The organism is Thermodesulfovibrionales bacterium, assembly GCA_035686305.1.
Taxonomy (GTDB): Bacteria; Nitrospirota; Thermodesulfovibrionia; order Thermodesulfovibrionales; family UBA9159; genus DASRZP01.
Window position 1 is genome coordinate 1 of record DASRZP010000019.1, and the last position, 23,173, is coordinate 23,173.

Consider the following 23,173-nt stretch of genomic DNA (forward strand, 5'->3'; position numbering starts at 1 on the left):
AATATTCCTCTCCTCAGTTCTGCCATGGATACCGTTACGGAGGCAGCCCTGGCCATAGCAATGGCACGAGAAGGAGGCATCGGCATCGTGCACAGGGCGATGTCGCCCCATCGGCAGGCTACAGAGATTGATAAGGTCAAGAAGTCGGAAAGCGGCATGATCATCGACCCGATTACTATCGGACCTGATGCGCCGATTTCTGAGGCACTAAAACTCATGGAAAAGTATCGGATATCGGGAGTTCCCGCTACGGTAGAAGGCAAGCTCATCGGCATCCTAACCAACAGGGACCTGAGGTTCGAGACGAGGCTCTCGAAGAAGGTCTCGGACGTTATGACGAAGGAAAGCCTCATAACGGCGCCCGTGGGGACGAGCCTTGACAAGGCAAAGGAACTGCTCCACAAATACAAGATTGAGAAGCTTCCCATCGTGGATAAGGAGTTCAATCTCAAGGGGCTCATCACCATAAAGGATATAGAGAAACGGCGGAAATACCCCAATGCCTGTAAGGACGACAAGGGAAGACTCCGTGTAGGCGCTGCAGTTGGCGTGGGAGACGAGGCCTTCATGCGTGCAGAGTTGCTCGTAAAGGCGGGCGTCGATGTCATCGTCATCGATACGGCACACGGCCATACCAAGGCGGTGATCGAGACCCTGAAGAGGTTGAAGAAGGGGTTCGAAATCGACATTATTGCCGGCAATGTGGCCACACCGGAAGGTATCGGCGATCTTATAAAGGCAGGGGCTGATGCCGTCAAACTCGGGATCGGCCCGGGCTCCATCTGCACCACACGAATCGTTGCCGGCGCCGGGGTGCCCCAGATCACGGCGATTATGGACTGCTATGCCGTGGCAAGAAAGTATAACATCCCGATTATCGCAGACGGAGGCATCAAGTACTCCGGTGATATAACAAAGGCCCTGGCTGCCGGAGCCCATTCCGTCATGATCGGCGGCCTCTTTGCCGGTACCGACGAATCTCCCGGCGAGACGATATTGTACCAGGGACGGAGTTATAAAGTTTATCGCGGCATGGGCTCTCTGGGAGCTATGGAACAGGGTGCGAAGGACCGCTATATGCAGGAGGGTGTTGAATCCAAGAAACTCGTTCCCGAGGGAGTGGAAGGAAGGGTTCCGAACAAAGGCCCCCTTGCACAGAGCGTTCATCAATTGATGGGCGGCCTCAGGGCCGGCATGGGTTATTGCGGATGCAGGAACCTCGCCGAGTTGAGGAGAAAGGCGAGGTTCATAAGGATCACCAACGCCGGATTAAGAGAGAGCCACGTCCATGACGTCATCATCACAAAAGAGGCTCCGAACTACCGGATAGAACAATAGAAGACTATGATTCGTCCGGACACATGGGACATGAAACGCAGCGCACTATGACGAATACCGACAAGATACTCGTCCTTGATTTCGGGTCCCAGTATACCCAGCTCATAGCGAGGCGGATAAGGGAGAGCAAGGTCTATTCCGAGATCCTACCCTTTAATGCGTCGATCGAAAAGATAACTGCCTTCGGCCCGAAAGGCATTGTCCTGTCAGGAGGACCTTCGAGCGTCTATGACCATGGAGCGCCGGTCCCCGACAAGGGGATATTCAGCCTCGGGATACCGGTCCTCGGCATTTGTTACGGCATGCAGTTGATGGGCCATGGCCTGGGCGGAGAGGTGGCGAGGGCAGTGAAAAGGGAATATGGAAGAGCTGAGCTTACCGTTGACAGTGATGCAGACCTCCTCTGGGGAATCCCCCTGAAGTCCAATGTCTGGATGAGCCACGGGGACAGGATCGAGGCACTCCCTGAGGGGTTTGTAATCATCGGACATACTCCTAATTCTCCCATAGCCTCTATGGCCGACAGGAAGAGGAAGTTCTATGCGCTTCAGTTTCATCCCGAGGTCGTCCATACCGACGAAGGTAGAAGGATCCTCCATAACTTCGTCTATACGATATGCGGATGTAAGCCCACCTGGGAGATGGCATCATTCATCGCATGGGCCGTTTCCGATATCCGGGGCAAGGTCGGAGGAAAGAAGGTGATATGCGCCCTGAGCGGAGGTGTCGATTCATCAGTCGTTGCTCTCCTTGTTCACCGGGCGGTTGCGGACAGTCTCACCTGCATCTTTGTCGACAATGGTCTCTTGCGAAAGGGGGAGGCGGAGAAAGTCAGGAAGACCTTTCAGGACCACTTTCATATGAAGCTGATCTCCGTGGATGCAAAGAGGAGATTTCTCGGGAAACTCAAGGGAGTCGCTGACCCTGAGAAGAAGCGGAAGATCATCGGAAACGAATTCATCGCCGTTTTCGAGGAAGAAGCTCGAAAGATAAGGGATGCTGAGTTTCTCGCTCAGGGGACCCTCTACCCCGATGTTATTGAGAGCGTCTCGTTCAAGGGGCCCTCGGCGGTAATAAAGAGCCACCATAATGTGGGCGGCCTTCCCGAGGTGATGAAGTTGAAGCTCATAGAGCCCTTGAGGGAACTGTTCAAAGACGAGGTGAGGGTCCTCGGGGAGGAACTCGGCCTTCCCGAAGAGATATGCTGGAGGCATCCGTTTCCCGGACCAGGACTCGCCATACGGTGTATCGGGGAGATCACGGAGGAGAGGCTTGCCATCCTGAGGGAGGCAGATGCCATAGTTCTTGAGGAGATAAAGGCTGCAGGACTTTACCGGCGGATATGGCAGGCCTTTGCCGTTATCCTTCCGGTGAAGAGCGTCGGCGTGATGGGTGACGAGAGGACATATGAACATGTCGTTTCCGTGAGGGCAGTTACAAGCCTCGACGGAATGACGGCAGACTGGGCCCAAATGCCCTATGAGGTCCTGGGAAGGATCTCGAACAGGATCATCAACGAGGTGAAAGGTGTGAACAGGGTTGCCTACGATATCAGTTCGAAGCCGCCGAGCACCATTGAGTGGGAATGATCCTGTTATTGTTTCGTCATTTTTTATATCTGATGTGTAGAAACTGTCATAGAAGGTGGGGCACGGGCAGCAGACCGGAAGAGCGATGGATATAAAGGCCTATCTCACGGAAAAACGCGCGCTTGTTGATTCATTCCTGTCGTCATATTTTGACGGCGGGTTGGTGCCGGCTCACCTTAACGAAGCGATGACCTACTCCCTGTTTGCGGGAGGCAAGAGACTCAGGCCGATCCTTGCCCTTGCTTCCCATGAGGCCTGTGGCGGAACTGCCGAAGATATCCTCCCTCAGGCAGCTTCCCTGGAGTTTATCCATACCTATTCGTTGATCCATGATGACCTGCCTGCCATGGACAATGATGACCTCAGAAGGGGAAAACCGACGAACCATAAGGTCTTCGGCGAGGGCATCGCCGTCCTTGCCGGAGATGCCTTATTGACTGAGGCCTTCTATCTCCTCGCGACAAAGAGCCGCCGCTCGTCACTCGCTGCGCACCGCTCAGTTCTCAGGATTATCCGTGAGACCGCGCTGGCTGCCGGTGCTCACGGCATGGTCGGCGGCCAGGCAGAGGATGTTCGTTCTGAGAATACGGCGCTGGACAGCGACAATCTTGCCTTCATCCACGCCCATAAGACAGGAGCCCTCATTACGGTATCGGTGCGGATGGGAGCCATACTTGCAGGGTCAGGGAAGAAGAACCTCTCGGCACTGACACAGTATGGAGAAAACATCGGTCTTGCATTCCAGATCATTGATGATATACTTGATATACAGGGAGACAGCAGGGAACTCGGCAAGGAGACGGGGTCTGACGAGAGGAAGAAAAAGACGACTTACCCTGGACTCTATGGGATTGAACAATCCCGGAGGAAGGCCGGCGAACTTGTTGAGAATGCTGTCCGGGCGCTGGAATCATTACCGAAAAGGGCTGAGCCGTTGCGTGAGATAGCGCCTTACATCCTCAGGAGGAGGAACTGATGATCCTCGATAGGATTCAGTCACCGGACGATCTCAAGAGGCTGCCGAAGAACAAACTGTCGGCCCTTGCGGAAGAGCTGAGGAAGGTAATCATTGAACAGGTCTCTTCCGGCGGCGGACACCTTGCATCGAACCTCGGTGTTATTGAATTGACCATTGCCCTTCATTCCGTCCTCGATACCCCTTCAGACAAGATCATCTGGGATGTGGGCCATCAGTCCTACCCCCATAAGCTCCTTACGGGGCGATATGAGAGGTTTTCGACGTTGCGGAAATACAAGGGCCTCTCGGGCTTCCCGAGGATTGATGAAAGCCCCTATGACGTCTTCGGAGCGGGCCACAGTTCGACGTCGATCTCGGCGGCCCTTGGGATCATTGAGGCGAGAGACAAGAAGGGTGAAGACTTCAATGTCGTTGCGGTGATCGGTGACGGGTCGATGACGTCAGGCCTTGCCTTTGAAGGACTGAACCATGCCGGACAACTGAAGAAGAACCTCATCGTCGTTCTCAATGACAATGAGATGTCGATCTCGGAGAATGTCGGCGCGCTCTCGGCATACCTGAACCGGATACTCACGGGTGAGGCATACCGGAGATTCAAGAAGGAGACAAAGACCTTCCTCGCGCATATACCGAAGTTCGGCACACCCGTGTCAAAGCTGGCGCAGCGCACTGAAGAAATGGTCAAGGGATTCTTCCTTCCCGGGATCCTCTTTGAAGAACTCGGGTTCAACTATGTCGGGCCTATCGATGGCCATGACATCGCGGCCCTCACAGAGACCTTGAAACGGACGATCCCCTGTGATTCGCCTACCCTGATCCATGTCATGACAACAAAGGGCAAGGGGTATCAATTCTCAGAAGAAGATCCCTGTGTATTCCACGGAATCGGCCCCTTTGATAAGGATACGGGGCTTGTCCGTTCGAATACTAATGACCCCACGTACAGCGAGCTCTTCGGGCAGGAAGTAACAAGGCTCGCCGGAGAGGATATCAGGGTCATCACGATCTCTGCTGCCATGCGTGAAGGAACGGGCCTCGATTGTTTTGCGAAAAGATACCCCGAGCGTTTTTATGATGTCGGCATTGCAGAGCCCCATGCTGTGACCTTTGCTGCCGGCCTCGCCTCTCAGGGATTGAGGCCTGTCGTTGCGATCTATTCTACCTTTCTCCAGAGGGCCTATGACGAGATCGTTCATGATGTCTGCCTCCAGAACCTCCCCGTTGTTTTTGCTGTCGACAGGGGCGGCATCGTCGGGGAAGACGGCCCGACGCACCAGGGCCTCTTTGATTTAAGTTTTTTGCGGCATATTCCCAACCTTCTTTTCATGGCGCCGAAAGACGGTGAAGAGCTGAAGTCCATGTTGCGGCTGGCCTTGCAGCACAACGGTCCGTCAGCGATACGCTATCCAAGGGGAAAGGTGGTTCAGATTCCGGTGTCGCGGGGCTGCAACGGAGAACTGAGGACCGGAAAGGCCGAAGTGCTGTCTGAAGGCGATGATATGGCGATTGTAGCGATCGGCAATACCGTCCATCCCGCCTTGAAAGCGGCTGAAAGGTTAATGAAGGATGGCATCAGGGCGTCCGTAATCAATGCCCGTTTCATCACTCCCCTTGATGAAGAACTGGTAAGATCGGTGGCAGAGAAGACGAAGCGCATCGTCACGGTCGAAGAAAATGTCCTCGCTGGGGGTTTTGGCTCGGCGATACTCGAATGTCTCAGCAGGGCCGGGCTGACGGACGTTCAGGTGTGGAGAATTGGTGTGGACAATGAGTTTGTTGAGCATGGATCGCAGGCGATTCTGAAGAGGAAGTATGGTCTCGATGAAGACGGTATTTATGCCCTTTGCAAGACATGCTTTACGTCCTCCTCTTTCCTTCTCTGAAAGTCATCGCTGTTGCACCGGCCTTGTGATCACCTTTTATCCTCATGAAAGAACGCCTTGATGTCATCCTGGTAGAACGGGGGATAGCCGCCAGTCGGGAGCGTGCCCGGGCGTTGATCATGGAAGGAAAGATCCTTGTCAATGACGCGCCTGTCACAAAGGCCGGCGCCATGTTTACCCGAGACGTCGGTCTTGCAGTCAGGGGCGGTGATATTCCTTACGTAAGCCGTGGCGGACTGAAACTCGAGGCCGCCATAGAACATTTTGGCATAGATCTTGACGGTGCCGTTGCAATGGATGTCGGATCTTCCACCGGCGGGTTCACAGACTGTATGTTGCAGAAGGGCGCAAGAAAGATATATTGCATAGATGTCGGGTACGGACAGCTTTCATGGTCGTTGAGAAATGACGCAAGGGTCGTCCTCTTCGAGAGGACGAACATACGCCATCTCGACAGGAAGAAGGTCCCCGAGGAGATCGATTTCGCAAGCATAGACGTCTCCTTTATCTCTCTGAAGAAGATACTGCCGAAGGTCGCGGAGTTTCTTGGAAAGAGCGGCGAGATCCTTGCTCTCGTAAAGCCTCAATTTGAGGTCGGCAGGGGAGAGGTCGGAAAGGGCGGCATTGTGAGGGAAGAAGATAAAAGGCTCGCAGCCGTGGACTCTGTGAGGGCCTTTGCCGAAGGAATGGGGTTAAAGGTGTCGGGGGAGTTCCGTTCACCGGTCCCGGGCCAAAAGGGAAATATCGAATTCTTTCTATTGTTGAGGAAGCCATGAATGATGAAACCATGCTTTTAGCATTTGACATGTCCCTGGCGTCGAAGGAGGTCCTCGAAATCCTCATAGAGGATGCTGTGGGGCCTGAGATCCTGGAGGATATTCTGAAAGCCAATACCGACAGACCGGAAATACTGAACCTGCTCATTGAGAGTCCCAATGTTCCCCATGGGATCAGGGAAGAGGCAGAGAAGGCCGTCAGTCTTGCTGCAGAAGTGGAAGAACATCCTCATCACAAAAAGGCGATCCTCACCGAAGACGAAAAAAAACACAGCCTCCTCCAGAGGATGCAGGCCCTCACCGTCGGCGAAAAGATCGCCCTCGCCCTGAGGGGAGGGCGAGACATACGATCTGTCCTGTCAAAGGATTCGAATAAGGAGGTGGTCCTCAGCGTCCTCAAGAACCCGAAGGTGACGGAAACGGAGGCTGAACTTGTCGCACATTCACGGAATATCCCCGAAGACGCCCTCCGTCTCATCTCGAAGAACAGGGAATGGATGAAGAACTACAACATCGTTCTGGCCCTCGTCAACAACCCGAAGACACCGATAGGCATCGGGACCACTCTGATTACGCAGTTGAAGAGTAAAGACCTCGCGACCCTTGAAAAGAACAAGAATGTTTCCGAGGCGTTGCGTGCAATTGCCAAGAAACTCATTTCTGCGAGGAGGCCGAAGTAGATTGTAGAAATTAGGGTTTCACCAAACAGCCACTGTACAACTGCCGATGAATTCCCTTCGAAACTAAGACCGTTCAGAATCGGTGATCCAAAAGCACATGCTTCCTGAAATCGACGCAAGTTTCGACTGGTAGAAACTGTTGACTTTGCCCCGTAGCTTGAGTGTATCGTCAGCGGTGGGCGCATGGTCTCACATCGAACTGTTCGCCGCAATTACCTTAAACCCAATGTCCCTCCTGCATAACGACGCTATCTTCCGGGACGACCGTATTCCGTTACTGTAAGCGTATAGCAACAAAGCCACCATCATCTTCGGATCATACCACGACTGTCCCCGACCGTCCTCTCGGTATTTGCGGTAATACTCGCCAAGATCAAACTGCTCCACTACATCTATCAGAAACCATGCCAGACCCTTCTCCGGCAGCCACTCCTGCAAACTCGGCGGCATCAGAGATATCTGATCCCTGTTGCACTCCTTCATGTTATAGGCCATCTCTCCTCCTCCCGAAACATCAATGGCCTCTATTTTATCACGCTCCCAATGACATATTGCCCGTTGCGCAAATATCTATCCGCTACCGCCGATTTGTGCTACAGGCTCTACAATAATCCTTTTGGTCATCATTTTGTAGATGCAATTTCTGAAGGTGAAACACAAAAATAGTTGTAACAATTGGCTATATATGCTATCTATTAAATAGAGAGGGCTGTCTTTTTTGCGCCGACTGTCATACCAAATTGAGGGTTAGCCCATAAAACTACACTATTAAGGAAGAACAATGACAGAACAGCAGAAGGTTTCTTTCTTGCCTTTTTTCCATCCACTCGGCAAAGGGACAGTGCAAGTCATAAACGATCTTGGCTCAGCAGCTATCTTCTTTGCGCTTGCCTTTGTGAAGATATTCCGGCCCAAACAGATACGGGAGATTATTCAGCAGGTCTTTTACATCGGCGCACGGTCATCGAATATCGTGATGCTCATCGGCCTCTTCACCGGCATGGTCCTCGGCCTGCAGCTATATCATACGCTTACGAAAGTAGGTTCAACGGGGTTCCTCGGCTCTGTCATAGCCCTCTCGCTTATCAGGGAGTTGGGGCCTGTCCTGACTGCGATCATGATAACCGCACGGGCGGGCTCCGCGATGACGGCTGAAATCGGCATCCTCCGTATTTCCGAGCAGATTGATGCCCTGTATACAATGCGGGTCGACCCCGTCAGGTATCTCATCAGTCCACGTATCGCTGCCTCTATTATCAGCTTTCCCCTGCTGACAGCCTTCTTCGATCTCATCGGGATCCTCGGCGGCTATCTCTCCGGCGTTGTCCTCCTCGGTGTCAATGAGGGCGTTTACTTCTATCGAATACATGCGTATGTGGATATGACAGATATCAGGGGAGGGTTCATCAAATCAATCGTCTTTGCGGTGCTTGTATCGACAATCTGCTGCTACCAGGGGTACTTCACTCATCTCCGTACTGATAGCTACGGAGCAAAAAGCGTCAGTCTCTCAACCACCTCGGCTGTCGTATTGTCCTGTGTCATGATCCTTATCGCAGACTACGTTATAACATCGTTCTTAATGTAAAGGTATTATGGAAACGCCTTTGATAGAATTCAGGGATGTCACCAAGCGCTTTAACGAAAATACCGTGCTTGATGGAGCGAATCTCAAGATTTACGAAAACCAGATTACCACGATAATTGGGAAAAGCGGCACAGGTAAGAGCGTCCTCCTCAAACACATCATCGGCCTTCTCCCTCCTGATGAAGGGACCATACTTTTTAGGGGATTGCCCGTTAACAAAATGAAGAAGACAGAATGGGACAAATACAGGAGTGCGGTCAGCTATATGTTCCAGAATAACGCTCTTTTTGATTCCATGACGGTCTTTGATAATATAGCCCTCCCGCTCAGGCAGACGACAAATATCGGGAAGAAGCAGATCAGCGGAAAGGTCATGTCGCGGATCGAACAGCTGGAACTCGCGGACGTTGCTCATAAGTACCCGTCAGAACTCTCCGGCGGGATGCAGAAGCGGGTGGCACTGGCGCGGGCGCTTGTTACAGATCCGGCAATAGTGCTTTTTGACGAGCCGACAACAGGACAGGACCCGATAAGGAAAAACGTGATACTGAGCATGATCGCCCACTACAGAAAACAGTTTAAGTTCACCGCTGTTCTTGTCAGCCATGACATCCCCGATGTCTTTTTCATCTCTGACCGTATCCTCCTTCTCTGGGAGGGAAAGATCGCTTTTCATGGAACTTATGAGGAACTGTCTAAGCTTAAACATCCTATGATCGCTGAATATCTTCAAAGCCTTGAGGGTCTCCGGGATGAACTCACGGGCCTGATTTCGAAAGAGAGGTTCAAATCCAGATATGTTCGGATGCCGGGCGGCGGAACGGTCGATATCAAAAGCGCTGCCCTGCTTTTTAGCATTGATCTTGACATTCTTGCAGCTGCGATTGGATGGCAAGCTGCCTTAGAGGTCCTCAAGACCCTCGCAGAGCATATAAAAAACTATTTCAGTCCGTTGGGAGGTTTTTCCGCGCGCCACTTCAGAGACGATATTCTTACGATTCTGCCCAACGCAGGGCCTGAAGAAGCCGAGCAATTAATGCGTGATTTTGCTCAGGGGCTCGAACAAAAGGCTCTCCCTGAGATCCAAGCGCTCAGCCGGGGAAACACAGGAATCGAGAAGTGCTTTGAAATATCGGTGACTGCAGGCATAACTGAAGTCAGTTTCTCTGATACACTTGAGCAGATCTTAGAAAGGGCAGCGAAGAATCAAAAGATCATCGTAACATATAAGTGCGGAAAGGAGGGTAGTCTGAAATGAAGAACTATTCAATGGAGTCTGTTGTCGGCATATTTGTGGTTATCGGGCTGCTCTGCGTGGGTTATATGACAGTGAAACTCGGCAAGGTCTCCCTTTTCAGTGATGATTACTATTCACTTAATGCCCGCTTCGATTCGGTATCGGGACTGCGTGTCGATAGCCCGATCGAGATTGATGGCATTGAAGTGGGAAGGGTGGCACGACTGAGTTTGGACCATGAGCGACAGATGGCATTAGCGGAATTGAAGATCAAAAAAGGAATAAAGGTTTACAGCGACGCAATCGCGTCAATCAAGACCGCCGGTCTCATCGGCGATAAATTCGTCAAGATCGATCCAGGAGGCAGCGGTGAAATCCTGAAACCTGGAGGGACGATTATCGACACCACCCCGCCTATTAATATAGAGGACCTGCTGGGTAAATACATATTTGGAGATGTCACGAAGGGCAATAGTAAGGATACCAAATGATTTTTGAGAGAAGAGACATGAAAAAACGGCTCATTCCACGGATACTTCTTATGTGTCCGATCTGTCCGGCCTCCTTCATGCTCATGTCATTGGCTGACGGCATCGCCTTCATTGTCTGGAACGAAAGTGATTTATTACGATTGTGCTCTTGCTGGCGAGTCGTTTTCCTGAAAGTATCGACTCGTCGGTGCAGTTGCGATCTCGGCTCCCATGGAATCCCACCCCTTAGCCTCGCGAAATCATATTATAATAGGTACGGGATAAAACCTTCTTTACCCAGAGGATGAGACTTTTTTATCGAATACTGTTTGAAACATGCATGACTCAAGCTACTACACTGCCACCTGTCCAAGGAGCAAGCGCAGAATGGACGCATAGGCATGCCTGCGTATTTGTGGGCGAAGTCTTTTTCAGTTTCGCTACGGCGAAACTGCGGACTGGTCGGTGTTAACGACAACCGTGAGCTTGGGAAAGAAACGTTGCCTTCCTCAAGAACCCTATCTGACGGGACTCTACCGTACACTGACCGTCAGGTCAGGTATGAGCAACTACACCCAAGAGCAGCCTGGGCTGATCCGCCGGGGCGGAAAGGCTGGAATCCAAGTCTCCCCGCACTCAAAGAAAATGGATTTCCGATTACTACTTCGGGAATGACAAGCAAAGAATCTGACCGATTTTCTTAAGTAAAGGATTTTCCGCCGCACTACACTGGGGAATCGGCCAATAACCCCTCTCCCTTCCTACGCGATACCGGTTCACAGTGTTGCATAATTTCTGGCGACTTTTTATATAATAAGAATCCACTGAGGTTTTCTTTATGGAGATGACACCCGATTTCATCAGCAGAGCGACCTGGAACAAGGTCCTCAATTACATAGCCCTGAGCGATGAGCCCGCGCCTTACCTGCTCATAGACAGGGAAGTAGCCCGGGAAAAGGTCTCGATCATAGGGAGCGGTATCAGAAATTCGAAGGTTTTCTTTGCAGTCAAGGCGAATCCCGACAGAGACGTTCTGGCATTCCTGAACAGTTTCGGCGTCGGTTTCGAAATCGCTTCCGAAGGCGAATTGCAGATCCTTTCGTCCCTCGGCGTTGAGCCGGAAAGGATCATAACGAGTAACCCGGTCAAGACATTGAAATTCCTGGAGCAGGCTGTCGGATATGGGGTGCGGTATTTTGCCTTTGATTCCCTTCCCGAGGTCGAAAAACTCGCACGCGTTGCTCCCGGTGCTAAGGTCTATGTGAGGTTGTCCGTTCCGAACGAGGGCAGCGAGTGGCCTTTGAGCAAGAAGTTCGGCGTCGAGCTTGACGAAGCGGCAGACCTCCTCGTATTTGCGCAGGAGAGGGGACTCAATCCCGTTGGAATCACCTTTCACGTAGGTTCACAGTGCCATAATGTTTACAACTGGAACACGGCGATTGATAAGACCAAGGAGGTGTGGGAGTTGGCCGAGGAGAAAGGGATTCCTTTGAGCATGATCAACATCGGCGGGGGCTATCCCATCCGGTATACGAAGAACGTGGTCGAGATTTCAACGATAGAGAAGAAGGTCGATAGGGTGATCTCACAGAAGTTCCCTAAGGATGTCGAGATATTCATTGAGCCCGGGAGGGCGGTCATCGGCGATGCGGGAGTCTTTGTCGCCACGGTAATCGGCAAGGCGAAACGGGGCGATGAGAACTGGCTCTATATCGACGTCGGCGTTTTTAACGGACTCATGGAGAGCATCGGGGGAATCAAATACAACTATGTTGTAGGGAGCAGGAGCGAGGTGAAGAGTTGGACGATCGCGGGACCGAGCTGTGACAGCTTTGATGTGATCGACCGGGATGTGGAGCTGCCTGAGCCGGAAGTCGGGAATCGCATCCTCATACCCTCAAGCGGCGCCTATACGATTTCCTATGCCTCCGAGTTCAATGGATTTTCGATTCCGAAGACCATTTTAATATAGGGGGAATCTGCGTGAACTCAGTGGTTACTAAAGTTCTCATAATAGGGTTTACATGATTCTCAAGAAATCCCTCCTGACCTCCCTTTTCCAAAGGAAGGGATTATTACCCCTCTTTGGCAAAGAGGGATAGGGGAGATTTTCTCATCAACTGTCTACTCAATTTTGAGAACATTAATAAATCCTTATGCGAGCAGGAGGAACAATGATTAAGTTTTTTGAAAGAGATCCCTATGCCCCGATACAGTATGTCTATGCCGTCGAAAAGGTCCTCTATAAGGGCAGGAGTCCTTTCCAGGAGATCATGGTGATCGAGAATTCCCATTTCGGCAAGATACTCATCCTTGATGGCGTAGTACAGATAACGGAACGGGATGAATTCTTTTACCACGAGATGCTTGTCCACGTCCTGATGCACGCCCATCCGAACCCGAGGAACGTCGTCGTCATCGGCGGAGGTGACGGTGGAACGGTGAGGGAGGTGTTGAAACACGACGCTGTAGAAAAGGTCTACTTTATCGAGATCGATGGAGAGGTGATCAACGTCGCGAAGAAGTTCTTCCCCACCGTCGCATCCGGTATCGCAGACAGCCGTGTCGAGATACGGTGCATGGACGGCGCCGAATTTGTGAAGAGCAGAAACAGCGACATCGATATCATCATTGTCGATTCTACAGACATCATCGGCTTCGCAAAGAGCCTCTTTACCGTTGAGTTTTTCAAATCGGTCAAGGAGTCGCTGACGGATGAAGGGATGTTTGTGACCCTCTCGGAATCTTTGCATTTCCACAAGGACATCGTGACGGAAGTCCAGGAAGAGATGAGACTCATATTTCCGATTGTCGACCTCTATACGGCCTGTCTCGCCACATATGCGGGCAACTGGTGGACTTTTTCCGCAGCGTCAAAGAAACACGACCTCCGCCAGATGAGAAGGGAATTCAGGATCGATACGAAGTACTACAGCGACGAGGTTCACCAGCAGACCTTTCTCCCCCGCAGGATGTACGAAAAACTCATGGCGAAGAAACTGCCGTGGTGATCGTGTCGTTGAATCTGGTCTACCCAAGGAATTCCCTCATCGCTTCGGATTCGATGATGCCGGGGAGGTCGCGGTATTTCGGCGAGAAGTGCATCACCATGAGGTTTTTTACCTCAGCCTTCCTGGCGATTTCGCCTGCAAGTCTTGCGGTGAGATGGTGCCGCTCCACCGCCCTCTCCATATCAGCATGGAGAAAATAAGCCTCGCAGTAGAAGGTGTCTGAGCCCCGAACAAGTCCTATGATCCTTTCTCTGTTCTCCTCTTCAGGAGAGACATCGGTTATGTAAGAGATCTTCTGTCCTTCGGTGATACCGGCGATATGAGCAAGATCGGAAAAGGCCAAGCCCCTTCCTTCGACGAATATTTGCGTCTCCGGGAGTGCCTTCTGTCTGATCAATTCTTTCAGATCACCCAGCCACGGCCCCACAGGAAGGCCCATGGCGAGTAATGCCGCCTTGTCAATGTTGATATGATAGTCCTCCTCCAGGCTGAACCCGAGACAGGGCGTCCCATGGGAGAGGATTGCCGTCTTCACCTTATAGGGAGGGTCATTGAGCGCTGTGCCATCAAAGGGCCATGTCCCTTTATCGATTCTTCTGAAACTCTCCCGTGCTGAGAAAGAAGCCCGTCTCACCTCTTTTTCGGTAAGGCTGAAGACTTCTATCGTCATCGGGTACTGCTCAATGAGGTTCCACGTATAGCCCCTCAGTTTCCCTTCAACGCACTCGATTATATTCTCAGGGCCATAGAGCGTCAATGCCTTCTCCCTTCGCAGCAATGCCCTGAGAAGGGTGTCGAAACCGATGAAATGGTCGATATGCGTGTGAGTCACAAAGACGTCCGTCACCTTCTGAAGGTCTGCAGGTTTCAGTCTGCTTAGATCCCCTGCATCAAACAGGAGCGCCCGGCTTTCCCGGAGCATCCTGATGAATACACAGGGATCTTCATACGAATCGTTGATCAATCGGTGGTGGAACGTCGGTTTCATGACAGTGGTGGGGCAACGCCCATGACCCCCTCCGCATAGAGAGTCCTCAAGCGACACCGGAATACCTTCCGGTTTTCTTCGCAGGGGTCCTTCGTCTGATGAAAGGCTTTTTTGAGCATGTCTTCCGCGCTCTCCGGGGCCTAGGAGACCGTATGAAATATGTGTCTGAACATCGGCGATTATACCCTATTGTGATATAATAAATCCAAAAAGATTGAGGAATTCTGCGGAGGACATATGCCAGAATTGAGGAAGGACCCGATTTCAGGAAGATGGGTCATCATCGCCGTTGAACGGGGCAAGCGACCGACAGACTTTGCTTCTCCGCCGGTGCAGAGGAGAAAGGGAGGTTTCTGCCCTTTCTGTCCGGGCAATGAGTATACTACACCCCAGGAGATTATGGCCTTTAGACCTTCGCCGTCTCAGCCCAATACCCCTGGCTGGACGTTGCGGGTCATGCCGAACAAGTTCCCTGCCCTGCAGATATATGGCGATCTGAACAGGGCTGGAGAAGGGATCTTCGACAAGATGAACGGCATAGGGGCCCACGAAGTTGTCGTTGAGACCCCTGATCATCAACTCTCTCTTTCGACCATGTCCCTCAAGGCTGTTGAGGATGTGCTCTGGGCCTGCTATCTCAGACTGACCGACCTCAAGAAAGACTCGCGCTTCAAGTATGTGCTCATCTTCAAGAATGAGGGTGATGCGGCAGGGGCGTCTCTTGAGCATACGCATTCCCAGTTGATCGCAGTTCCCATTGTTCCGAAACTCGTCAAAGAGGAGGTCGATGCTGCTCGGCATTATTTTGAGTTCAAGGAGCGATGCATATTCTGCGACGTCATCAATCAGGAGATAGAGAGCGGCAAGCGGGTCATCTATGAAAACTCGGGGTATGTCGCTATCGCCCCCTTTGCACCGCGTGCGCCCTTCGAGACATGGCTGCTGCCGAAGAAACACGAACCTGCCTTTTATCCTCCCAACAAGAGTTTTTCCGGACTTGCAGATGCGCTCCAGACCATCCTCAAGCAGATGGACAGGATTCTCGATACCCCCCCTTATAATTTTATCGTTCACACTTCGCCCTTTAGCGAGGAGAGCAATGAGTACTACCACTGGCATATTGAGTTGATCCCGAAGCTCACCAAGATAGCAGGTTTTGAGTGGGGGTCAGGTTTTTATATCAACCCCACGCTCCCTGAAGAAGCGGCAAAGTACATGAGGGAAGCGAAGATATAGCGTGAAGGTTCTTATTGTGGCATCAGAGGCTGTGCCTTTTGTGAAGACCGGAGGACTTGCCGACGTTGCAGGCTCCCTCCTGAAAGAGTATCGCAAAATGCCGGATATCGAGGCCTATCTCATGCTCCCTCTCTACCGGGGGGTGGCGGAGCGGTTCGATCTCAGGGATAAGGGTATTCCGCTGAAGATCCCTATGGGAACACGATATTATGGGGGAAGGGTATGGTCCCATGAATCGTCAGTATATTTGCTTGAATGCGCTGAACTCTTCGACAGGGCTGAGCTCTACGGAACGCCGCAGGGCGACTATCCTGATAACGCCTCGCGGTTTATTTTTTTCAGCAGGGCAGTGCTCGATGCCTGCAGGGCTCTGGACCTGAAACCCGATATTATCCATTGCAATGACTGGCAGACAGGCCTTGTCCCCCTGTATCTCAAGACACGCTACCACGACGATTTCTTTGGCGGGGCTGCCAGCATGCTGACTATCCATAATCTCGGATATCAGGGACTCTTCGGCCTGTCCGACTTTTACCTGACCGGTCTTGGTTGGGAATGGTTTAACCCTGAGGGCATCGAGTTTTATGGCAAGATGAACTTTTTGAAGGCAGGAATTATTGCGTCTGATTTCATAACGACCGTGAGCCGGACATATGCAGAGGAGATACTCACACCGGAATACGGATACGGCCTTGACGGTGTACTGAGAAAGCGTTCAAAGGAACTGTACGGCGTAATCAACGGCATCGATATCGAGGAGTGGAATCCCCTGACTGACAGCCATATAGCGGAACGTTATGACGCCTCCGATCTTTCCGGGAAGGTGTTGTGCAGGAAGAGGCTAATGGAAGAGTGCAACTTGGCTGCAGGCAAGAGGGAGAGTCCGCTCGTTGCCCTTGTGGGAAGGTTATCGGATCAGAAAGGCCTCGATATTTTTCTTGATGCGATGGATGAAATTATGTCATGGGGTGTCAGGCTCGTGATCCTGGGGAAAGGCGACGAACGGGTGCAGGAGGGTGTTACGCGCGTTGCAGGAAAGTACAGGGGATCGGCCTTTGTCAGGATCGGGTATGACGAGGCCTTTGCCCATCGCGTCTATGCAGGGAGCGACATACTCCTTATGCCCTCCCGATACGAGCCATGCGGCCTCGGCCAGATGATCGCCATGCGGTACGGTACGGTCCCTGTCGCGAGAAAGACCGGCGGCCTTGCAGACACGATAACGGACTACGATCCCTTGAAGGGAACGGGAACGGGTTTCTTATTTGAAGATTACCGGGCTACGGTTCTCGGGGAATGCCTGAAGCGGTCTCTCTGCGTCTTTGCCGACAAGAGGAGATGGAAGAGCATGGTCGCCGCTGCAATGAAGAAGGATTTCTCATGGGAGAACTCGGCAAGAACATACAGGGAACTTTATGCCGCGGCAGCCAGAGCGAAAAGGCTTTGACAGGGTGCCATGACGGTCAGGTCGAAACTGAAGTTCTTTGGAATAACCTTTCTCCTCCTCATCGGGATCTTTGTGGCGGGGAGCCTGATTATCTTTGGACGCCTGAGCAATAGTTTCAAGGTCCTCAGGTCGTCGTCTGAGGAGCACGTGCTCTATGAGCAACTGAAGGGTTCCGTAAGCGATGTTATCAGGGCGGCTGAGGGATGGGCCGTTACGGGCAACGAGAGATTCAGGAAGCTTTACAGGGAGAGGCTCGGACAGGTCCAGAAGAGCTTCTCCAGTCTCCATGCCGTATCGGAAGACAGGGAAGCCCTTGAAATTCTGGACAGGGAGTTCGAGGAAGCGAATGTGCGCGCTCAAGAGGTCATAGCTGTCGAACAGCCCGTCGGAAATAAGATCATGTTCAATCTTCTGGGCTCCCTTGAAGAAAAGGAAGGGGCGCTGCGTATCCGGATGGACGCCCTCTACAGCAAGTCGGTGAAGTCCTTCGTCAGTGCTATAGACCGAGGAGAGGAGATCGAGAGGAAAATGGTATTGTACTTTGCCGCTCTCCTCTTTCTCTGTTCCTTCGGCTTTATTTACCTCGTTTTTTTCATGAGGAGGGTCATTGAAGAACCCTTCAGCGATATTCTGACCGCAACGGACCGGATCATGACCGGTGACCCGAACTACAGGATCGCCTCAAAAAGGAAGGATGAATTCGGCGTTATCGCCGACCGCTTCGACAGGATGGTCGGCGAGTTGCAGAGTATCAGTGAGAAGAACGAGGACCTGTACCTTTCAACAAAGAAGCAATTGCAGCAACTGAGGGCGATGTATGAGCTTGCAAAGGCGATCACCTCTACGCTCAACCTCGATGAGGTCCTCAGAAGAATAGCGGAAGATGCGACAAGGCTCTTTGATGCTCGAGGCTGTTTAATACGGCTCCTTGAAGACGGTCAACTCGTCGTAAAGGCGTCTTTTGGCCTGCCGAAATATGTTGAGGAAAATATGATGACGCTCTCTGTTGGCGAAGGGCTTCCGGGCAAGGTTGTGCAGGAGGGGAGACCGGTCATCGTGGACGACCTGTCAAAGATGCCTCCGGAATGGAGGGTGCCCCATCTCGAAGCAACATCTGCTCTCAACGTCCCCCTCAAAGCAGGAGAACGGGTCATAGGGACCTGGGCGCTCTTTGACAAGACGGGGCCCCGGGGAGACGTGATCCCTTTCTCGGGAGACGACGTCAGCACGGCAGAGGGCTTCGCTTCCCTCTCGGCTATTGCGATCGAGAAGGCGAAGACCTTCGAACTTGAGTTGCAGAAGGAGATGGAGGCTGTGGAGGCAAAGAGAAGACTCGATGTCCTTTTTGACAGCGTTCAGGGAGGCATTATCAGCATGAGAAAGGATTATACGATCCTCTCGGTGAATAAATTTGTGGAGCGGTGGATAGGGGTACCGGTTGATGAGATGCTCGGCAAAAGCGCCCTTGATGTCTTTCACACGGGAAAAGGGATCTGTCCTCACTGCGTAGCCCAGATCACGTGCGAAACGGGGGACATGAACACGATAACCCAGGTGAGCGGATTGAATTACGCAGAGCTTTCATCCTACCCGATCAAGGATGAAGACGGGAATGTAGCTGAATGCGTTGTCTACATCCAGGACATTACCGACAAGGTCCTTTATCAGGAGGAGATGCTCGCGCTCTACCGGGAGGGGACCCAGACAAAAGAATATCTCGAGAGTCTCATAGAGAATTCAGCAGATGCGATCGTGACGTCGGACCTCAATGGGGTCATAACCTCCTGGAACAAGGGCGCCGAAAAGATCTACGGCTTTGGTGAGGCCGAGGCTGTAGGAAAATTCTATCCTTTTGTGCCGGACTTTTTGAAGGGGACCGAGCAAGGGTACACGGAACGCGTGAAGAACGGCGAAGTGCTCAAAGATATTGAGGCCGTCCGGCAGCGGAAGGATGGGTCGATCATGGAAGTGAGTCTCACCCTTTCACCGATAAAGGACTCGACGGGAGAGATCATCGGAATTAGCGGAATATCGAGGGACATATCAGAAAAGAAGCGGGTTGAGAAGGAACTGATCAGGAGAAACCAGGAGCTCTCGAGACTCTTCTTCATCAGTTCTGCCATGAGAAGTACCCTGGAGCTTGACCGGCTTCTCAGGATGATCCTGACTGCCGTGACCATGGGAGAGGGACTCGGCTTCAACCGTGCTGCCCTCTTCCTTGCCGACGAAGACAAGCATGTTCTCAAGGGTGTCATGGGCGTTGGTCCTTCGAGCTATGAAGAGGCGGGAGACATATGGGGAAGGCTCGATCATGACAAGCGTTCCCTGACTGATATTATGCATGAGATTGATGTTGGGCCGGTGAGAAAGGATTCCTTCCTCGACAGGCTGAGTGTCGGTATCGAGATCGCCCTCGACAGTGATTCCGTCTTCACCCTCTCAGCAAGGGAGAAAAGGCCTATCGTCGTTCCTGATGCGAGGACGGGGCCGCTCTCAGATGCCGTCATTATCCAGCAACTCGGCACAGAGGCCTATGCCGTTGTTCCCCTCATATCGAGGGACAGGGTGATCGGCGTACTGTGGGTGGACAACCTCTTCAACAAGAAACCGATTACCGGGGAGGACGTGAAATTCCTGACCGCCTTTTCTAACCAGGTGGCGACGGCCATCGAGAGCGCAAAACTCTTCGAAAAGGTCTCCCTTGCAGAGGCTGAGCTCGAGAACATCTTCAAGTCGATATCGGACATGGTCTATTTCACGGACATGAATTATACGATCAAGAGCGCTAATAAGGCTGTTGCGGAGAGGTTCAAAATGCCCGAAAGGGAGCTTGTGGGGAAGAAATGTTATGAGATCTTTCATGGCATGCACGAGCCCTGGGCTCAATGTCCTCATCAAAAGACCGTTCATGAGAAGAGGTCCTTCGTTGAGGAGCTTGAGGATCCTCATCTCGGCGGCACGTTCCTCACCTCAACCTCCCCGATCTTCGATACGGCGGGCAATTTCATGGGGACCGTTCACATTGTCAGGGACGTTACCGAAATAAAGCAGATACAGGAGAGATTGGCCACTGCCGAACGAATGGCTGCCCTCGGAGAGGTGGCCGCAAAGGTCGCCCATGAGATCAGGAACCCCCTTGTCTCGATCGGGGGATTTGCACAGCGACTCGAGAAGAAGGTCGAGGGGAACCTTAAAGAATATGCAACGATCATAAACAATGAGGTGAAAAGACTCGAGGCGATCCTGAGGGACATCCTCGGGTTCGTGCGGGAAGTGAGGTTATCTGAGACAGAGGTGAATATCAACGAAATTATCGGCAACGTCATCTCTCTCGTCGAGTCGGAGCTTGCAGAGCGGGGCATCAAGCTGGATCTCGGTCTGGGGACCGTGCCGAACACGCTCATCGATCCTGACAGGGTGAAGGAGGCCTTTCTCAATATCATGAATAATGCGATCCAGGCTGTCGGCACTCGTGGCGAGATTGCTGTGAAGACCTACCAGCAGAACGCTCATGTTGTTGCTGAGGTGAGCGATACAGGTGGCGGCATCGAGGACAAGGATCTGCCCTTTATCTTTGATCCTTTTTACACGACGAAGCCGACAGGCACCGGGCTGGGGCTCGCTATAACGCGACGGATCATCGAAGAGCATAAAGGGAGGATCGAAGTGAAGAGTAAGACGGGAGAAGGTACGACGATAAAGGTTTTTCTAGAAAGAGGAAAGGAGGAATCATGAAGATACTGATTGTGGACGATGACCTGCATATCAGGAGGCTGTATCAGGAGGAATTGGAGGAAGAAGGCTACGAAGTTGTTGTCGCTTCGACAGGCTCTGAGGCCATGGACCTCTTCGAAAAGGAGAACCCGGACCTTGTGACGCTTGATATCCTCATGCCCGACACCGACGGCATAAAGATCCTGAGACAGATGAAGGAGAAGAAGCCGCGGATCCCCATCATCATGTCCACGGCCTATGATTATCGGGATGACTTTGCTGTGTGGGCGTCAGAGGCGTATATCGTCAAATCGGCGGAACTGACGGAGCTGAAGGAGACGATTAAGAAGCTTCTCGGTAAGAAATAATGCTCCAGACCGTGAAGGCAGAATCACCCGTATACGGCGGGTATGCAATCGCCAGGGACGGCAAGGTGATCTTCATCAAGGGCGCCATACCGGGTGAACTCGTCGAGGTCTCGATTGATGAGAGGAAGAAGGACTACCTCCTCGCCTCTGTCAGGAATGTCCTCGACCCTTCGTCCTTCAGGAGGGAGCCGCCGTGCAAGATTTTTTCGCTCTGCGGAGGATGCCAGCTGCAGTTTATGGAGTATGAGAGACAGGTCTCGATTAAGGAAGAGATCATCCTTGACACGATGAGACGGATCGGCGGCCTCGATATCCAGCTCATGCCTTCTCTTGTGGACAGGGAATTCCGGTATCGCCACCGGTGTCAGTTTAAGGTCTCATCGAAAGGTGAGATCGGTTATTTCCGTGAGGGGACACGGGATGTCATGCCCGTTGATGAATGTCCGGTTGTCGTTGATGAGATTAACGTTCTTCTTCGGAAACTGAATACGCTCGATCTGAGAGGTCTGAAAGAGGTCCATGTAATAGCCGGTGATACGATCGCTCTGCTCATAAGAGGAAACTTATCTGAAGATCTCACGGGGCAGCTTATGGAGATCGGGGTATCGGGTATAGCCTTTGATAACGGACAATCCTTGGGGAAGGACTACATCACCCTCGATCTGAACGGTTTGCAGTATTCGGTTACGCCGTGGAGCTTTTTCCAGAGCCACTGGGCGCTCAACAGGAAGGTCGTCGAGACGTTCGTGAACAGACTGGCCTCTCTTGAAGATAAGAGGGTTCTCGATCTCTATGCGGGAGCGGGAAACTTCTCCCTGCCCCTGTCCATGACGGCAAAAGAGGTGAGGGCCGTTGAGGAGAACTGCTACGCTGTCGAGGACGGGAAGAGAAACGCCATGATGAACGGCATCAAGAACTGCACGTTTCTTCATGCGCCGGTGGGCGACGCCCTCACAACCGGCAACAGGCAGAAGGCAGCGAAACTCTTTGGAGACTCCCCCTTCGATGTTGTGGTCCTTGATCCGCCGCGGCCCGGTCTTTCATCAGATGCTCTGAAAAAGGTCGTCGAGATGGGGAGCGAAAAGGTTGTTTATGTATCCTGTAACCCCGCCACCCTTGCAAGGGATACCAAGAAGATGAGGGAGAGATACGATCTGGAATCTCTCTGTCTTATAGATTTTTTCCCCAACACCTATCACGTTGAGGCTCTTGCAGTTCTGGGGCGGAAATGAAAGGCATCCCACGGTCACCATGGAAAGAGTGATCGTCTCGAGCGAGGAATCGAGAAGAGCCCACCGGGAACTCTACCACTGCGCTGAAGAAGCGTATCGTATCGTCAACGGTGACATCCTGGAGGTAATAAAGGACCTTTCCGGGGATTTCAGGAGGCTCCACATAGCGTCCACCTGGAAAGACATCCTCAAACTTGCCTCGTGGAAATCTGATCCCAGGATCGGTGATCTCTTTCTCCTCCTGAAGAATATCGGCGTGAAGGCTGAAGAACTCCTTCCTTTCAGGGAGTCCGATGTCGGGGATGTCTTTCCCTGGCTCTATTACGGAAAGCGCTTTGATGCGCTCAGGAAGCTCTGCCAGATTGCCAAGACGAACGCCGAGAAACATTTGAAGAACGGGGATACACGGGTTTATACTCATCTTGTTGCGGAGGATCTCGGCAACATTGTGGCGAGCAGCCTCTGAAGGTGCTGAAGATCTCCGTGTGAGATTTTAATAACAGTCTCAAAATAATATTTACAGATGTGCTCCCTATTATTGGTCATGCCCGAGATCCTTAGTCGGGCATCCATTCTGTTCAAAGTGGATTCCCGCCTTCGCGGGAATGACGGCCAAGAATGTGCAGACTATTATGAG

The 23,173-nt window shown here is 52.1% G+C and carries 18 protein-coding genes and 1 pseudogene; 17 read left to right on the forward strand and 2 right to left on the reverse strand.

What is annotated here, in order from left to right; translation table 11 throughout:
- From guaB to VFG09_02065, 6 genes are all read left to right on the forward strand, one after another.
- On the forward strand, positions 1–1,338 hold a 1,338-nt coding region (gene guaB / locus VFG09_02040; protein HET6513912.1), incomplete at its 5' end, for an IMP dehydrogenase.
- A gap of 47 nt (positions 1,339–1,385) precedes the next feature.
- Entirely contained in the window at positions 1,386–2,927 is a 1,542-nt protein-coding gene (gene guaA / locus VFG09_02045) for a glutamine-hydrolyzing GMP synthase (GenBank protein ID HET6513913.1), read from the forward strand.
- Between the two features lie 85 nt (positions 2,928–3,012).
- A complete protein-coding gene (locus VFG09_02050) occupies positions 3,013–3,903 on the forward strand; it encodes a farnesyl diphosphate synthase (protein ID HET6513914.1) in 891 nt (296 codons plus the stop codon).
- A complete protein-coding gene (gene dxs / locus VFG09_02055; GenBank protein ID HET6513915.1) occupies positions 3,903–5,789 on the forward strand; it encodes a 1-deoxy-D-xylulose-5-phosphate synthase in 1,887 nt (628 codons plus the stop codon). Before VFG09_02050 ends, dxs begins: the two co-directional genes overlap by 1 nt.
- Before the next feature lie 44 nt (positions 5,790–5,833).
- Entirely contained in the window at positions 5,834–6,565 is a 732-nt protein-coding gene (locus VFG09_02060) for a TlyA family RNA methyltransferase (protein HET6513916.1), read from the forward strand.
- An 11-nt stretch (positions 6,566–6,576) separates the two neighbouring features.
- On the forward strand, positions 6,577–7,245 hold the full coding sequence (locus VFG09_02065; GenBank protein ID HET6513917.1) for a hypothetical protein: 669 nt from the start codon (positions 6,577–6,579) through the stop codon (positions 7,243–7,245).
- A gap of 201 nt (positions 7,246–7,446) precedes the next feature.
- Here VFG09_02065 and VFG09_02070 read toward each other — a convergent pair.
- A pseudogene (locus VFG09_02070) lies at positions 7,447–7,740 on the reverse strand (transposase).
- A gap of 286 nt (positions 7,741–8,026) precedes the next feature.
- On the opposite strand from VFG09_02070, the gene VFG09_02075 reads away from it, so the two are divergent.
- From VFG09_02075 to speE, 5 genes are all read left to right on the forward strand, one after another.
- Positions 8,027–8,833 (forward strand): ABC transporter permease, encoded by an 807-nt coding sequence (locus tag VFG09_02075; GenBank protein HET6513918.1) that lies wholly within the window; start codon positions 8,027–8,029, stop codon positions 8,831–8,833.
- A 7-nt stretch (positions 8,834–8,840) separates the two neighbouring features.
- On the forward strand, positions 8,841–10,091 hold the full coding sequence (locus VFG09_02080; GenBank protein HET6513919.1) for an ATP-binding cassette domain-containing protein: 1,251 nt from the start codon (positions 8,841–8,843) through the stop codon (positions 10,089–10,091).
- Positions 10,088–10,561, forward strand: coding sequence for an outer membrane lipid asymmetry maintenance protein MlaD (gene mlaD, locus VFG09_02085; protein ID HET6513920.1), 474 nt, complete (start codon positions 10,088–10,090; stop codon positions 10,559–10,561). Before VFG09_02080 ends, mlaD begins: the two co-directional genes overlap by 4 nt.
- Positions 10,562–11,378: 817 nt before the next feature.
- On the forward strand, positions 11,379–12,512 hold the full coding sequence (locus VFG09_02090) for a type III PLP-dependent enzyme (protein ID HET6513921.1): 1,134 nt from the start codon (positions 11,379–11,381) through the stop codon (positions 12,510–12,512).
- A 202-nt stretch (positions 12,513–12,714) separates the two neighbouring features.
- Positions 12,715–13,551 (forward strand): polyamine aminopropyltransferase, encoded by an 837-nt coding sequence (gene speE, locus VFG09_02095; GenBank protein ID HET6513922.1) that lies wholly within the window; start codon positions 12,715–12,717, stop codon positions 13,549–13,551.
- Positions 13,552–13,570: 19 nt separating this feature from the next.
- On the opposite strand, the gene VFG09_02100 is transcribed toward speE, so the two are convergent.
- Complete coding sequence (locus VFG09_02100; protein HET6513923.1) at positions 13,571–14,539, reverse strand: MBL fold metallo-hydrolase; 969 nt, start codon at positions 14,537–14,539, stop codon at positions 13,571–13,573.
- A gap of 213 nt (positions 14,540–14,752) precedes the next feature.
- On the opposite strand from VFG09_02100, the gene galT reads away from it, so the two are divergent.
- The 6 genes from galT to VFG09_02130 are packed head-to-tail and all read left to right on the forward strand — an operon-like array spanning position 14,753 to position 23,002.
- On the forward strand, positions 14,753–15,775 hold the full coding sequence (galT, locus tag VFG09_02105) for a galactose-1-phosphate uridylyltransferase (protein ID HET6513924.1): 1,023 nt from the start codon (positions 14,753–14,755) through the stop codon (positions 15,773–15,775).
- Position 15,776: 1 nt separating this feature from the next.
- Positions 15,777–17,222 (forward strand): glycogen synthase GlgA, encoded by a 1,446-nt coding sequence (glgA, locus tag VFG09_02110; protein HET6513925.1) that lies wholly within the window; start codon positions 15,777–15,779, stop codon positions 17,220–17,222.
- 9 nt (positions 17,223–17,231) lie between these two features.
- Positions 17,232–20,957 carry a PAS domain S-box protein gene (locus tag VFG09_02115; protein ID HET6513926.1) on the forward strand — a complete coding sequence of 1,242 codons (3,726 nt, stop codon included), beginning with the start codon at positions 17,232–17,234 and terminating at the stop codon, positions 20,955–20,957.
- The gene (locus tag VFG09_02120; GenBank protein HET6513927.1) at positions 20,954–21,304 is read left to right on the forward strand and encodes a response regulator; all 351 of its coding nucleotides are present in this window, start codon (positions 20,954–20,956) and stop codon (positions 21,302–21,304) included. Before VFG09_02115 ends, VFG09_02120 begins: the two co-directional genes overlap by 4 nt.
- Entirely contained in the window at positions 21,304–22,536 is a 1,233-nt protein-coding gene (locus tag VFG09_02125) for a class I SAM-dependent RNA methyltransferase (GenBank protein ID HET6513928.1), read from the forward strand. Before VFG09_02120 ends, VFG09_02125 begins: the two co-directional genes overlap by 1 nt.
- Entirely contained in the window at positions 22,514–23,002 is a 489-nt protein-coding gene (locus tag VFG09_02130; GenBank protein ID HET6513929.1) for a hypothetical protein, read from the forward strand. Before VFG09_02125 ends, VFG09_02130 begins: the two co-directional genes overlap by 23 nt.
- Positions 23,003–23,173: the final 171 nt, after the last annotated feature.

Coding starts and splice junctions, on each gene's coding strand:
- VFG09_02100 (HET6513923.1), bottom strand. CDS start 14,539: ATGAAACCGACGTTCCACCACCGATTGATCAACGATTCGTATGAAGAT.
- VFG09_02125 (HET6513928.1), top strand. CDS start 21,304: ATGCTCCAGACCGTGAAGGCAGAATCACCCGTATACGGCGGGTATGCA.
- mlaD (HET6513920.1), top strand. CDS start 10,088: ATGAAGAACTATTCAATGGAGTCTGTTGTCGGCATATTTGTGGTTATC.
- VFG09_02065 (HET6513917.1), top strand. CDS start 6,577: ATGCTTTTAGCATTTGACATGTCCCTGGCGTCGAAGGAGGTCCTCGAA.
- VFG09_02115 (HET6513926.1), top strand. CDS start 17,232: ATGACGGTCAGGTCGAAACTGAAGTTCTTTGGAATAACCTTTCTCCTC.
- VFG09_02060 (HET6513916.1), top strand. CDS start 5,834: ATGAAAGAACGCCTTGATGTCATCCTGGTAGAACGGGGGATAGCCGCC.
- speE (HET6513922.1), top strand. CDS start 12,715: ATGATTAAGTTTTTTGAAAGAGATCCCTATGCCCCGATACAGTATGTC.
- guaA (HET6513913.1), top strand. CDS start 1,386: ATGACGAATACCGACAAGATACTCGTCCTTGATTTCGGGTCCCAGTAT.
- VFG09_02080 (HET6513919.1), top strand. CDS start 8,841: ATGGAAACGCCTTTGATAGAATTCAGGGATGTCACCAAGCGCTTTAAC.
- VFG09_02050 (HET6513914.1), top strand. CDS start 3,013: ATGGATATAAAGGCCTATCTCACGGAAAAACGCGCGCTTGTTGATTCA.
- VFG09_02090 (HET6513921.1), top strand. CDS start 11,379: ATGGAGATGACACCCGATTTCATCAGCAGAGCGACCTGGAACAAGGTC.
- VFG09_02075 (HET6513918.1), top strand. CDS start 8,027: ATGACAGAACAGCAGAAGGTTTCTTTCTTGCCTTTTTTCCATCCACTC.
- VFG09_02120 (HET6513927.1), top strand. CDS start 20,954: ATGAAGATACTGATTGTGGACGATGACCTGCATATCAGGAGGCTGTAT.
- dxs (HET6513915.1), top strand. CDS start 3,903: ATGATCCTCGATAGGATTCAGTCACCGGACGATCTCAAGAGGCTGCCG.